This window comes from Burkholderia sp. Ac-20379, from assembly GCF_017104645.1.
In the GTDB taxonomy this organism is placed as follows: domain Bacteria; phylum Pseudomonadota; class Gammaproteobacteria; order Burkholderiales; family Burkholderiaceae; genus Burkholderia.
In genome coordinates this window covers 21,801-35,419 of the sequence record NZ_JAAGPF010000044.1, presented here as the reverse complement: position 1 = coordinate 35,419, position 13,619 = coordinate 21,801, and the positions used below count along the sequence as shown (strand labels likewise).

The 13,619-nt window shown below is 66.7% G+C and carries 13 protein-coding genes; 10 read left to right on the top strand and 3 right to left on the bottom strand.

All coding sequences use genetic code 11. From position 1 onward, the window contains the following. The 10 genes from G3N92_RS08845 to nagZ form a co-directional block, all read left to right on the top strand. Positions 1–1,280, top strand: a 1,280-nt coding sequence (locus G3N92_RS08845) for a DegQ family serine endoprotease (protein ID WP_206127084.1), incomplete at its 5' end; no start/stop codon positions are given. A gap of 10 nt (positions 1,281–1,290) precedes the next feature. Beyond that, positions 1,291–1,545 (top strand): glutaredoxin family protein, encoded by a 255-nt coding sequence (locus G3N92_RS08840; protein WP_206127083.1) that lies wholly within the window; start codon positions 1,291–1,293, stop codon positions 1,543–1,545. Between the two features lie 192 nt (positions 1,546–1,737). Then, complete coding sequence (gene lepA / locus G3N92_RS08835; RefSeq protein ID WP_206127082.1) at positions 1,738–3,531, top strand: translation elongation factor 4; 1,794 nt, start codon at positions 1,738–1,740, stop codon at positions 3,529–3,531. 16 nt (positions 3,532–3,547) lie between these two features. Then, on the top strand, positions 3,548–4,441 hold the full coding sequence (gene lepB, locus G3N92_RS08830; protein WP_206127081.1) for a signal peptidase I: 894 nt from the start codon (positions 3,548–3,550) through the stop codon (positions 4,439–4,441). Between the two features lie 152 nt (positions 4,442–4,593). Then, positions 4,594–5,760 carry a ribonuclease III gene (gene rnc, locus G3N92_RS08825; RefSeq protein WP_206127080.1) on the top strand — a complete coding sequence of 389 codons (1,167 nt, stop codon included), beginning with the start codon at positions 4,594–4,596 and terminating at the stop codon, positions 5,758–5,760. Positions 5,761–5,819: 59 nt separating this feature from the next. Continuing rightward, complete coding sequence (era, locus tag G3N92_RS08820) at positions 5,820–6,722, top strand: GTPase Era (protein WP_206127079.1); 903 nt, start codon at positions 5,820–5,822, stop codon at positions 6,720–6,722. Beyond that, positions 6,709–7,614 carry a DNA repair protein RecO gene (gene recO / locus G3N92_RS08815; RefSeq protein ID WP_206127078.1) on the top strand — a complete coding sequence of 302 codons (906 nt, stop codon included), beginning with the start codon at positions 6,709–6,711 and terminating at the stop codon, positions 7,612–7,614. The genes era and recO overlap by 14 nt, the downstream gene beginning before the upstream one ends. After that, entirely contained in the window at positions 7,611–8,384 is a 774-nt protein-coding gene (pdxJ, locus tag G3N92_RS08810; RefSeq protein ID WP_206127077.1) for a pyridoxine 5'-phosphate synthase, read from the top strand. Before recO ends, pdxJ begins: the two co-directional genes overlap by 4 nt. 5 nt (positions 8,385–8,389) lie before the next feature. Then, entirely contained in the window at positions 8,390–8,806 is a 417-nt protein-coding gene (gene acpS / locus G3N92_RS08805) for a holo-ACP synthase (protein WP_206127076.1), read from the top strand. Between the two features lie 25 nt (positions 8,807–8,831). Beyond that, the gene (gene nagZ / locus G3N92_RS08800) at positions 8,832–9,860 is read left to right on the top strand and encodes a beta-N-acetylhexosaminidase (protein WP_206127075.1); all 1,029 of its coding nucleotides are present in this window, start codon (positions 8,832–8,834) and stop codon (positions 9,858–9,860) included. 94 nt (positions 9,861–9,954) lie between these two features. Here nagZ and G3N92_RS08795 read toward each other — a convergent pair whose 3' ends face one another. From G3N92_RS08795 to earP, 3 genes are all read right to left on the bottom strand, one after another. Further along, positions 9,955–11,355 (bottom strand): sigma-54 dependent transcriptional regulator, encoded by a 1,401-nt coding sequence (locus G3N92_RS08795; protein WP_206127074.1) that lies wholly within the window; start codon positions 11,353–11,355, stop codon positions 9,955–9,957. Between the two features lie 262 nt (positions 11,356–11,617). Next, complete coding sequence (gene efp / locus G3N92_RS08790; protein ID WP_206127073.1) at positions 11,618–12,175, bottom strand: elongation factor P; 558 nt, start codon at positions 12,173–12,175, stop codon at positions 11,618–11,620. A gap of 172 nt (positions 12,176–12,347) precedes the next feature. Continuing rightward, entirely contained in the window at positions 12,348–13,556 is a 1,209-nt protein-coding gene (earP, locus tag G3N92_RS08785; RefSeq protein ID WP_206127072.1) for an elongation factor P maturation arginine rhamnosyltransferase EarP, read from the bottom strand. Positions 13,557–13,619 lie beyond the last annotated feature (63 nt).

The window sequence follows — 13,619 nt, the reverse complement described above, 5'->3', positions numbered from 1 at the left end:
CGCGCGGCGCGTTTCAGCCGGGCCCGGACGACGGCGACATGTCGGAGTTCTTCCGCCGCTTCTTCGGCATCCCGCTGCCGCAAACGCCGGGTTCGCCCAAGAGCGCGCCCGATGCGCCCGACACCGAGCAGAACCGCGGCGTCGGCTCGGGCTTCATCCTGTCGCCCGACGGCTACGTGATGACCAACGCGCACGTGGTGGACGACGCCGACACGATCTACGTGACGCTGACCGACAAGCGCGAGTTCAAGGCCAAGCTGATCGGCGTGGACGAGCGCACCGACGTGGCGATCGTCAAGATCAACGCCTCCAATCTGCCGAGCGTGGCGATCGGCGATTCGAACAAGGTGCGCGTGGGCGAGTGGGTGGTGGCGATCGGTTCGCCGTTCGGGCTCGACAACACGGTCACGGCCGGCATCGTCAGCGCGAAGGGCCGCAACACGGGCGATTACCTGCCGTTCATCCAGACCGACGTGGCCGTGAACCCCGGCAATTCGGGCGGCCCGCTGATCAACATGCAGGGCGAGGTGATCGGCATCAACTCGCAGATCTACAGCCGGACGGGCGGCTTCATGGGCATCTCGTTCGCGATTCCGATCGACGAGGCGATGCGCGTGGCCGAGCAGTTGAAGGCGTCGGGCAAGGTGACGCGCGGGCGCATTGCCGTGGCGATCGGCGAGGTCACCAAGGATGTAGCCGACTCGCTCGGCCTGCCGCGCGCGCAGGGGGCGCTGGTCAGCAGCGTCGAGCCGGGCGGCCCGGCCGACAAGGCCGGCGTGCAGCCCGGCGACATCATCCTCAAGTTCAATGGCCGCGACGTCGAGGAAGCCACCGATCTGCCGCGCATGGTGGGCGACACCAAGCCGGGCAGCCACGCAACGGTCACGATCTGGCGCAAGGGCACCTCGCGCGACCTGCCGATCACGATCGCCGAAGTGCCGGCCGAGAAGAACGCACGCACCGCCGACGGCAAACCGAGCCAGCCGGCCAAGCCGCGCCAGAGCAACGCGCTCGGCCTGACGGTCAGCGATCTGACGGCCGATCAACTGAAGGCGGCCAAGGTGCCGAACGGCGTGCACGTCGACGCGGCCGACGGCCCGGCGGCGCGTGCCGGCCTCAAGCGCGACGACATCGTGATCCGCGTCGGCGATACCGACATCACGAGCGCCAAGCAGTTCGTCGACCTGACGTCGAAGCTCGATCCGTCGAAGATGGTGGCGGTGCTGGTGCGGCGCGGTGACAGCACGCAGTTCGTCCCGCTGCGTCCGCGCCAGAAGTAAGCGGCGGCGCGTGGCGTTCACCCTTTACGGCCGCGGCTGGTGCCACCTGTGCGACGAGTTGCGCGTTGCGCTGGCGCCGGTCGCGGCCGAGTTCCAGGTGGCGGTGGCGTACGTCGATATCGACGCCGATCCCGCGCTGGTGGCGCGTTACGACGAAGACGTGCCGGTGCTGCTGCTCGACGGCATCGAGGTGTGCCGGCACCGGTTCGATCCAGCCGCGGTGCGCGCGGCGCTGGTGGGCCGCGAGGCCGGCGGGGCGGCGTAGTGCGCCGGCCGGCGCAAGCCGGGCGGGCTCGCATCGCCAACATTCCTGCAGTTTTCATGCCCTATCGGGCGCGGCGCGGCCAAAATGCCGCCCCTGCCAGGCCTTTTCGGCTAAAATAGGCTGTTTTTTCACCGACTTACAAGGCGTGCTCCGCAGTCGTCGAGCGCGCCTTTTTCGCTTGATCGGCACTGAATGGATCATATTCGCAATTTCTCGATCATCGCGCACATCGACCACGGCAAGTCGACGCTCGCGGATCGCATCATCCAGGTATGCGGCGGCCTCTCCGACCGCGAAATGGAAGCCCAGGTGCTCGACTCGATGGATCTCGAGCGCGAGCGCGGCATCACGATCAAGGCGCAGACGGCCGCATTGTCGTATCGCGCACGCGACGGCAAGGTCTACAACCTGAACCTGATCGACACCCCGGGGCACGTCGATTTCTCGTATGAAGTGAGCCGCTCGCTGTCGGCCTGCGAGGGCGCGCTGCTGGTCGTCGATGCGAGCCAGGGCGTCGAGGCGCAAACCGTCGCGAACTGCTACACGGCGATCGAGCTCGGCGTCGAGGTGGTGCCGGTCCTGAACAAGATCGACCTGCCGGCGGCCAACCCGGAAAACGCCATCGCGGAAATCGAGGACGTGATCGGCATCGACGCGGCCGACGCCACGCATTGCAGCGCCAAGACGGGCCTCGGCGTGGAAGACGTGCTCGAATCGCTGATCGCCAAGGTGCCGGCGCCGAAAGGCGATCCCGACGCCCCGCTGCAGGCGCTGATCATCGATTCCTGGTTCGACAACTACGTCGGCGTCGTGATGCTCGTGCGTATCGTCAACGGCACGCTGCGTCCGAAGGACAAGATCAAGATGATGGCGACCGACGCGCAGTATCCGGTCGAGCACGTCGGGGTGTTCTCGCCGAAGTCGCGCGATCTCGAATCGCTGTCGGCCGGCCAGGTGGGCTTCATCATCGCCGGCATCAAGGAACTGACGGCCGCCAAGGTGGGCGATACCGTCACGCATGCGGCCAAGCCCGCGCCGGCGCCGCTGCCCGGCTTCAAGGAAGTGAAGCCGCAGGTGTTCGCCGGCCTCTATCCGGTCGAGGCGAACCAGTACGACGCGCTGCGCGAATCGCTCGAGAAGCTCCGCCTCAACGACGCCGCGCTGCAATACGAGCCGGAAGTGTCGCAAGCGCTCGGCTTCGGCTTCCGCTGCGGCTTCCTCGGCCTGCTGCACATGGAAATCGTGCAGGAGCGCCTGGAGCGCGAATTCGACATGGACCTCATCACCACGGCGCCCACCGTGGTCTATGAGGTCGTGCAGGCCAACGGCGAAACCATCAAGGTCGAGAACCCGGCCAAGATGCCCGACCCGGGCCGCATCGAGGAAGTGCGCGAGCCGATCGTCACCGTCAATCTGTACATGCCGCAGGAATACGTCGGTTCGGTGATCACGCTGTGCGAGCAGAAGCGCGGTTCGCAGATCAACATGCAGTACCACGGCCGCCAGGTGCAACTGACCTACGAAATCCCGATGGCGGAAATCGTGCTCGATTTCTTCGATCGCCTGAAATCCACGTCGCGCGGCTATGCGTCGATGGATTACGAGTTCAAGGAATACCGCACGTCGGACGTGGTCAAGGTGGACATGCTGATCAACGGCGACAAGGTCGATGCGCTGTCGATCATCGTGCACCGCTCGCAGTCGCAGTATCGCGGCCGCGAAGTGGCCGCGAAGATGCGCGAGATCATCCCGCGTCAGATGTACGACGTGGCGATTCAGGCCGCGATCGGCGCGAACATCGTCGCGCGCGAGAACATCAAGGCGCTGCGCAAGAACGTGCTGGCCAAGTGCTACGGCGGCGACATCTCGCGCAAGAAGAAGCTGCTCGAAAAGCAGAAGGCCGGCAAGAAACGCATGAAGCAGGTGGGTTCGGTCGAGATTCCGCAGGAAGCGTTCCTCGCGATCTTGCGCGTCGAAGACAAATAACAGGACTGATCCTTTTATGAATTTCGCATTGATTCTGTTTGTGCTCGTCGTGTTGACGGGGATTGCGTGGGTGCTGGACAAGCTGGTGTTCCTGCCGGGCCGCCGCAAGGCGGCGGACGAAGCGGCCGCCGAGTTCGACCGTCAGCAAGCACGCGTCGATGCGCGCTTCGCCGACGAGAACGCCGCACAGACGCGCGCCAAGCTGCGCGACGAAAAGCTGCGCCAGCCCTGGTGGCTCGAGTATTCGGCCAGCTTCTTCCCGGTGATTCTCGCGGTGTTCGTGGTGCGCTCGTTCGTGGTCGAGCCGTTCAAGATTCCGTCGGGTTCGATGGTGCCCACGCTGCTGGTGGGCGATTTCATCCTCGTCAACAAGTTCGAATACGGCCTGCGCCTGCCGATCACGAACCAGAAGGTCACCTCGGGCAGCCCGCTCTCGCGCGGCGACGTCGTGGTGTTCCGCTATCCGAAGGATGAATCGGTCGACTACATCAAGCGCGTGATCGGCCTGCCGGGCGATACCGTGCAGTACTACGACAAGAAGCTGACGATCAACGGCCAGGCCGTGCCCGAAACGCCGCTGCCCGATTTCTTCGACGAAGAGCGCATGAACTATGCGAAGCAGTACGAAGAAACCGTCGACGGCCGCAAGAACGCGATCCTGAACAACCCGGCCGTGCCGCCGTTCGTGATGGGCGCCGACGATTTCCCGTACAAGAGCAACTGCCAGTACAACGAACACGGCGTGACCTGCAAGGTGCCGCCGGGCCACTACTTCATGATGGGCGACAACCGCGACAACAGCGCGGACAGCCGCTACTGGGGCTTCGTGCCCGACAAGGATGTGGTCGGCCGCGCGTTCTTCATCTGGATGAACTTCAGCGACCTGAAGCGCATCGGCGCGTTCCACTGAGCCACCCGCCGATCCTGGCCAGCATTGCGCGACGGCCACGCGCAATGCTGGCAAATCACTTCAAGAACCGGCGGTAACACCGCTTCGACACGCCTTTTCGCGCCGGGCATCCGTCACTCGACGGCGCCCGCGCCCGCGTTATACTCCTGCACATGCCTCAGTCCCAGTTGGAAAGCCGGCTGCGCTACGAATTTCGCAATGCGGAATTGCTGCGTCAGGCTTTGACCCATCGTAGCCACAGCGCCACGCATAACGAACGGCTCGAGTTTCTCGGCGACTCCGTTCTGAATTGCGCGGTGGCGGCCCTTTTGTTCCAGCGCTTCAGCAAACTGGACGAGGGCGATCTGTCGCGCGTGCGGGCCAATCTCGTCAAGCAGCAGTCGCTGTACGAAATTGCTCAGGCCCTCAATATCTCCGAAGGCTTGCGGCTCGGCGAAGGGGAACTGCGCAGCGGCGGGTTCCGCCGCCCGTCGATCCTCGCGGACGCGTTCGAAGCCATCATCGGGGCCGTGTTCCTCGATGGCGGCTTCGAAGCCGCCCAAGGGGTGATCAAGCGCCTGTACGTGCCGATTCTCGATCACATCGATCCGCGCACGCTCGGCAAGGATGCCAAGACACTGCTCCAGGAATACCTGCAAGGCCACAAGATCGCACTGCCGACCTACACCGTGGTCGCCACCCATGGTGCGGCGCACAATCAGCAGTTCGAAGTCGAATGCACGGTGCCGAAGCTCGATATCAAGGTGTCGGGCTCCGGCGCGAGCCGCCGCGCGGCCGAGCAGGCCGCCGCGAAGAAGGCGCTCGACGACGTGATGGCGCGCCCGATGGTCGCCGCCAAGCCGAAGCGCTCGAAGAGTTCGCGGGCCAAGGGCGAGCCGGACATCGTGCCGGGCGTGAAGGGCGTGCAGGAAGCGCTGGATCTGCGGGCCGCGCCGGCCGAACGCAAGGAACGGGCTGCGGCCGCATCGGGTGAAGCGGGCAGGCCCGCCGAAGCCGCCGCCGAGCGTGGCGCGCCGGTGGCCGTGATTCGCGCCGGTTCGCACGGCGAATCGGCCCCGGACAAAGCCGAGCGCACTGTGAAACCGGCCGACAAGCCTGTGGATAAACCCGCCGACAGGCCGAACGACAAGCCGCAAGCGGCGGATAAACCCGCCGCGGCCGAGAAATCGGCGCCGGCCGCGGGCGACAAGCCCGATGCCGCCGCGCGCGGTGCCGGCGACCGCACGTTGCGTTTGCGCGACACGGCCCCCGCGCTGTCCGGCGACACCGATGCCGACCTCGCCGCCGCGCCCTTGCGCGTGGCCGATGCCGGTCATTGACCTCCTGATCCATTCGCGGGCCGCGTCGTGCGGCTCGCCACGCATTGCAGCAGCCTGATATGAACGCTCCCGTCACTCCCGCCGGTTTCCGTTGCGGCATGGTCGCCATCGTCGGCCGCCCGAACGTCGGCAAATCGACGCTGATGAACGCACTCGTCGGCCAGAAGATCAGCATCACCTCGCGCAAGGCGCAAACCACGCGCCATCGCATCACCGGCATCCACACGTTGCCGGACGCGCAATACATCTTCGTCGACACGCCCGGCTTCCAGACGCGCCACAGCACCGCGCTGAACCGCACGCTGAACCGCACCGTCACGTCCACGCTGACCGCGGTCGACGCGATCCTGTTCGTGATCGAGGCGGGCCGTTTCGGCCCCGACGATCAGAAGGTGCTCGACCTGATTCCGAAGAACGTGCCGACGCTGCTGGTGCTCAACAAGCTCGACCGCGTGTCCGACAAGAGCTCGCTGTTCCCGTTCCTGAAGGACATGGGCGATCTGCGCGAGTTCGCCGAAGTGGTGCCGCTGTCGGCCAAGAACGACGACGACATCGCCCGGCTGATGCAAACCACCAAGCCCTATCTGCCGGAAGGCGATCCGATCTACGGCGAGGACGACCTGACCGATCGCAGCTCGCGCTTCCTCGCGGCCGAAATCCTGCGCGAGAAGGTGTTCCGCTGGACGGGCGACGAACTGCCGTACACGAGCACCGTCATCATCGACAAGTTCGAGGAAGAAGGCCGCCTCACGCGCGTGTTCGCGACGATCCTGGTCGAGCGCGATTCGCACAAGGCGATGGTGATCGGCAAGAAGGGCGCCAAGCTCAAGCAGATCAGCACCGAGGCGCGCCTCGACATGGAAAAGCTGTTCGACGGCCCCGTGTATCTGGAGACCTTCATCAAGGTCAAGAGCGGCTGGGCCGATAACGAAGCGGGGCTTCGTGCCTATGGGTACGAATGACGGGACGGACGGCGTCGGCCACGACGCGCCCGTGTCGCTGGCCGATCCCGCGCCGGACGCGCCCGCTGCCGCGTCCGCCTCGCCGGAGCGCGCAGCGCCCGGCGCCGCACCGTCCGAACCTGCCCCGCGCGATCCCGCGCCGGCGCGCAAGCGTCGCGCCAGCGGGCCGCGCGCATCCGAATTCCGCGTTGCCGAGCAACCCGGCTTCGTGCTGCACAGCTACCCCTATCGCGAAACCAGCCTGATCATCGACGTGCTGACGCGCGACCACGGCCGCGTCGCGCTCGTCGCGAAGGGCGCCAAGCGCCCGCATTCGGCGCTGCGCGGCGTGCTGCAGACGTTCCAGCCGCTGTCGCTGTCGTGGTCGGGCAAATCCGAAATGCGCACGCTGACGGGTGCCGAATGGGTGGGCGGCATGCTGCCGCTGGCCGGCGACGCGCTGCTCTGCGGCTTCTACGTCAACGAACTGCTGGTCAAGTTCTGCGCGCGCGAAGATCCGTTTCCTCCGTTGTTCCAGCATTACCTCGTCACGCTCGCGCGGCTCGCCCACGACGAGCCGGCCGTGCAGGTGCTGCGCTCGTTCGAGCGCGTGCTGCTGCGCGAAACCGGCTATGCGCGCGCGCTGAACCGCACCGTGTCGCGCCGCACGGTGCAGCCCGACGGCCGCTACGTGTTCGATCCCGAGCGCGGCGTGCGCGAGGCCGGGCACGACGTGCCGTCGCATTGGCCCATCGTGTCGGGGCAGACGTTGCTCGACATGGAGGAGGACGATTACCATCGTGCGCAGACCGTCGCGCAAAGCAAGACGCTGATGCGCTTCCTGCTCAACACCTATCTGGGCGGCACGCCGCTCGCCACGCGCCAGATCCTGATCGACCTGCAAAACCTATGAGCTTCTTCCTGACCGCGCCGAACGCCATCGATCTCGGCGTCAACATCGATCACGTCGCCACGCTGCGCAATGTGCGCGGCACGAGCTATCCCGACCCGATCCGCGCCGCGCTGGCCGCCGAGCAGGCCGGCGCCGACGCGATCACGCTGCATCTGCGCGAGGATCGCCGCCATATCCGCGACGCCGACGTGCGCGCGCTGCGCCCGCTGCTGGCCACGCGCATGAACCTCGAATGCGCGGTCACGCAGGAGATGCTCGACATCACCTGCGAGGTGCGTCCGCACGACGCCTGCCTGGTGCCCGAGAAGCGCGAGGAGCTGACGACCGAAGGCGGCCTCGACGTGGCCGGCCATTTCGAGGCCGTGCGCGCCGCGTGCCGGCAACTGGCCGAGGCGGGCGTGCGCGTGTCGCTGTTCATCGATCCCGATGCCGAGCAGATCCGCGCGGCGCACGAGGCCGGCGCGCCGGTGATCGAACTGCATACCGGCGCCTACGCCGAAGCGCACGACGAAGCCGCGCAGCAGCGCGAATACGAGCGTGTGGTAGCGGGCGTGGAGGCGGGCGTCGCGCTCGGCCTGAAGGTCAACGCGGGCCACGGGCTGCACTACACCAACGTGCAGCCGATCGCCGCGATCGACGGCATCGTCGAGCTGAACATCGGCCATGCGATCGTCGCGCAATCGATCTTCACGGGCTGGGACAACGCCGTGCGCGAGATGAAGGCGATCATGGTGGCGGCGCGCGTGGCCGCCCGTCACGGCGGCCGTTGAGCGCCATGACGATCTACGGGATCGGCACCGACATCGTCCAGGTGAGCCGGATCGCCGCGGTGCTCGAACGCACCGGCGGGCGGTTCGCCGAGAAGGTGCTCGGCCCCGACGAGCTGCGCGTGTTCCATGCGCGCCGCAAGCGTTCCGAAGCGCGCGGCATCGCGTTCCTGGCCACGCGTTTCTCGGCCAAGGAAGCGTTCTCGAAGGCGATCGGCCTCGGCATGCGCTGGCCGATGACCTGGCGCGCGCTGCAAACCCTCAACGAACCGAGCGGCCAGCCCTATGTGGTCGCCTCGGGCGAACTGGCCGACTGGCTGGCCGCGCGGCAGATCAGCGCGCGCGTGACCGTCAGCGACGAACGCGACTACGCCGTGTCGTTCGTCGTGGCCGAAACGCCGGACGCTGCGCCGGCTCGCGACTGAACCCCTTTCTCCACGGACCGATTCGATGAAACCGACTCCCGGCCCCGTCATGCTCGACGTCGTCGGCACGACGCTCACGCGCGACGATGCCCGCCGCCTGGCCCACCCGCGCACCGGCGGCGTGATCCTGTTCGCCCGCCATTTCGAGAACCGCGCCCAGCTGTGCGCGCTGACCGATGCGATCCGCGCGGTGCGCGACGACATCCTGATCGCCGTCGATCACGAAGGCGGCCGCGTGCAGCGCTTCCGCACCGACGGCTTCACGGTGCTGCCGGCGATGCGCCGGCTCGGCGAGCTGTGGGACAAGGACGTGCTGCACGCCACCAAGCTGGCGACGTCCGTGGGCTTCGTGCTGGCGGCCGAGCTGCGCGCCTGCGGCATCGACCTGAGCTTCACGCCGGTGCTCGATCTCGATTACGGCCACTCGAAGGTGATCGGCGATCGCGCGTTCCATCGCGATCCGCGCGTCGTCACGCTGCTGGCCAAGAGCCTGAACCACGGCCTCGCGCTGGCCGGCATGGCGAACTGCGGCAAGCATTTCCCCGGCCACGGTTTCGCCGAGGCCGATTCGCACGTCGCGCTGCCGACCGACGACCGGCCGCTCGAGCAGATCCTCAAGAGCGACGTCGCGCCTTACGACTGGCTCGGCCTGTCGCTGTCGGCCGTGATTCCGGCGCACGTGATCTACACGCAGGTGGACCGGCGTCCCGCCGGGTTCTCGCCGGTGTGGCTGCAGGAGATCCTGCGCGATCGGCTCGGCTTCACGGGCGCGGTGTTCAGCGACGATCTGTCTATGGAAGCGGCGCGCGCGGGTGGATCGCTCGCGCAGGCGGCCGATGCGGCGATCGAGGCCGGTTGCGACATGGTGCTGGTCTGCAACCAGCCCGAGGAAGCCGAAAAGGTGCTCAACGAGATGCAGGCCGAGGTGTCGCCGGAATCGGTGCGCCGGATTCGCCGGCTGCGCCCGCGCGGCAAGCCGTCGAGCTGGGACAAGCTGATGAACCGCCCCGACTACCAGCGCGCCACGGCGCTGCTGCGCGAGACGCTGGGCTGATTGCTCCGCGAGTGGAAACGACAAGGGCCGCGTCCGATGACGCGGCCCTTGTCGTTTCCGGCCCCGTGAATCAGCGATCGGCGAGGCCAGCGAATCAGTTCATCTTCATGCGTTGCAGCTTGTTGTAGAGCGTCTTCGGGCTGATGCCGAGCAGGGCGGCGGCGCGATGGCGGGTGCCGCCCACGGCGTCGAGCGTCGCGCGGATCAGCAGATCCTCGACGTCCGACAGCGGCGTGCCGACGCGCACCTGCACGCTGCTGCCGTTCAGCGCGGCGCCCGGCACGAACACGCCGTCGTTGGCGCGCAGCGTTTCGATGAAATCGCCCGACGCTTCATAAGCGAGCCGCACGCGCTCGCGCAACTCGCGCACGTTGCCGGGCCAGTCGTAGGCGAGGCATTCGCGGATGAATTCGGGGGCGATGCGCTTGTCGACCGAACCGAGGCCGGCCTTGCGCGCTTCGAGGTTCAGGTCGGCGACGAACGCTTCGGCGATCTGCAGCATGTCGTCTTCGCGATCGCGCAGCGGCGGCAGCGCGATCGACGCCGCGTCGAGCCGCAGCCACAGATCCTCGCGCAACGTGCCGTTGTCGAGCGCTTCGCGGGCCGGACGGCGCGAGGTGGCGATCAGGCGGAAATCGGTGGCGATCTCGGTCGAGCCGCCGATGCGCATGAACGACTGCGAATCGAGTGCGCGCAGCAGCGATTCCTGGATCGGCAGCGGCAGCGCGGTCACGTCCTTGAGCAGCAGCGTGCCGCCGCTCGCCTGTTCGAACAGGCCCGGCTCGCGCCGTTCGGCGCCGCCGTAGCTGCCGCGCTCGCGGCCGAACAGCATGCTTTCGATGACGATGCTGCCCAGCTCGATCACGCGCGGCAGTTGCAGTGCGGCGCGGCAGTCGAACTTGATGAACGGGCCCTTGCGGCGGCGGCTCAGGTCATGCAGCGCGCGGGCGGTGGCTTCCTTGCCGGTGCCGGCTTCGCCCCACACGAGCACGGCGGCTTCGCTGCGCGCATTGCGTTCGATCATGTCGTAGACGTGCTGCGTGCCGTCGCTGCGGCCGATCAGCGGCCCGAAGCGGCCGAGGCGGCGCAGCGTGGTGCGCAGCGTCTGCACTTCCTCGATCAGTTCGTACGGGCGCGGGATGCGGGCCAGCAGGCTGCGCAGGCGCGGAATATTGACCGGCTTGAGCAGGTAATCCCAGATCCCGTGCCGCAAGCCCTCGATTGCGCTCTCGACCGTCGCATTGCCGGTCAGCACGATCACCGGCAGGCCGCCGTTCGGCTGCTGCGGCTGGGGCAGGTGCTGGAGCAGGTCGAAGCCGCTGCCGTCGGGCAGGTTCAGGTCGACCAGCACGACGTCGGGAATGGTCCGCGCCAATGCTGCACGGGCCTCGGCGAGCGAGGTGGCGGTGTCGACCGTGAAGCCGTCAGCGGCAAGCAGCGCCGTCAGGCCGGACAAGCTGTTGGGATCGTCTTCGACTATGAGGGCGTGTGGCATGGTGTGCGGAATGTTCAATGGGCCGGCCGTTCGTGACGGGCTGTTCGCCCTATTTGTTTGATTAGCGTCGGATTTTATGTCCCTTGGCGGCAATAGCGTACGGTATTTACCTTTGAAAGCAAAAGAGTTACCGAAGATACAAATTGATGCCGATTTCGTGCGGTGAAACTAAACTTCGTTTGCTTGCATTCTTGCGCAAGAATCTGTCGCAGATAAACAAAAAGCGCCCCGGAGGGCGCTTCTTCAAGCCAATCGCATGAACTTATGCGCGGCTGCGGTACTCGTTGGTACGCGTATCGATTTCGATCTTGTCGCCGGTGTTGCAGAACAGCGGCACTTGCAGCTCGTAGCCCGTTGCCAGCTTGGCGTTCTTCAGCACCTTGCCCGACGACGTGTCGCCCTTGACGGCCGGTTCCGTGTACGTGATTTCGCGCACGATGACCGTCGGCATGTCGACCGAAATGGCCTTCTCGTTGTAGAACACGACTTCGCAAGCCATGCCGTCTTCGAGGTAGTTGAGCGCTTCGCCCATCATTTCGGCTTCGACTTCGAACTGGTTGTAGTCGGCGTCCATGAACACGTACATCGGATCGGCGAAATACGAATACGTGACTTCCTTGCGGTCGAGCACGACGACGTCGAACTTGTCGTCCGCCTTGTAAACCGATTCCTGGCCGGCGTTCGTCAGCAGGTTCTTCAGCTTCATCTTGACGACGGCGGAGTTACGGCCCGACTTGTTGTATTCGGCCTTGGCGACGACCCACGCATCGCTGCCGACCATCACGACGTTGCCTACGCGGAGTTCCTGAGCGGTTTTCATATCAAAACTGTCCTGTGCAAAAAATTTTCCTGATGTCGCGCAACGGCCGACAACGCAAACGGGCCATGTCTGGTTCGCTTCGCATTTCACATTTCGCACGCCAGGCACGCCGTGTTTCGGGCGATTGACCGGGGCCGGAACGCGCTTGCGTGGTCCGCCGTTGGATAACCGCTTATTTTAACTGAGTTTTTGTGAAATCCGCCAGATTTCCGGCGAGATCGCCCACCGCCGCCAGTTCGTCCGCCCAGGCGTTCGCGCGTGCGTCGAGCGCGGCCCGGTGAGCGATGAAATCGGCCCAGTCCGGCGTGCCCGCGCCGTTCCAGGCGTGCCAGAAGCGGGCCACGGCCTCGGCCGCCGGCGCGGGCAGCGTGGCCGTCAGGTGGGCGAGCGCGGCGTCGAGCTTCGGCAGGTGGGCGTCGTCGGCCTGCGGGTAGATGTGCCAGACGAACGGCTTGCGCGCCCATTGCGCGCGGACGAACGAATCCTCGCCGCGCACGAAGTTCAGGTCGCTGGCCCACAGCAGCGCGTCGTAATCGGGCTGGGCGACGAAGGCCAGGCCGTGTGCGCTCAGCTGGCCCGCCTGCGCGCGGCTGCCCGCGCCGAAGCCGGGCAGACCGAAGAACGCGGCCACGGCCGGGCAGATGCGGCCTTCCGGCACCAGCAGCACGACCGGCTGCGCGCCGTCGCGCCAGTGTTCGAGCAGCGCGCCGAGCGCCGGATTCTCGTAGGCGAACAGCGAGACGACCAGCGTGCCCGGCGCCGGCGCGGGGCTGCCGGTGGCGCGCCGCCACCAGGCGTCGCGGGCCTCGGCCGACGCCAGGAACGCCTCGCGCCGGGCGTCGAGGCCGGCTTCCTTCAGCACGCCGCCCGTGCCGGGGCCGAGCCCCGGGAAGAAGAACGCCTTGTGCAGCGGATAGCGCGGGTGCGGCGACGGGCGGCGATGGAAATCGGCCACCCAATCCTCGGCGCTCAGGTATTCGAGATTGATCCAGACCGGCGCGCGTTCGCGGCGCGCCATCGCGTGCACGTACTCGGCCGGCAGTTCGCAGGCGAACGCCTCGATCACCACGTCGGCGATCGCGAGCGTGTCGCCGGCCAGCACCGGTTCGCCCCAGTGCTCGATCGCGATGCCGTCGATGCGCTGCTTCGCGGCCGCCGGGTCGAGGCCCGGCGCGAGTCGCGCGAAGGTGGCGAGGTCGTCGACGAACAGCCGCACCTGCCAGCCGTGTTCGCGCGCGAGTTGCAGCGCGAGCCGCCAGCACACGCCGATGTCGCCGAAGTTGTCGACCACCGCGCAGAAGATGTCGCAGGCGAGCGGCGGGGCGTTGCCGCTGGTGTGGGCGGGCAATGAGGCGGGCGATGGGGCAGGGATGGGGAGCATCGAAGGAACGGGGGCGAATGCACTAAACTGGCGATTCTAAATGACCTGTTCGCGCGCCACGGC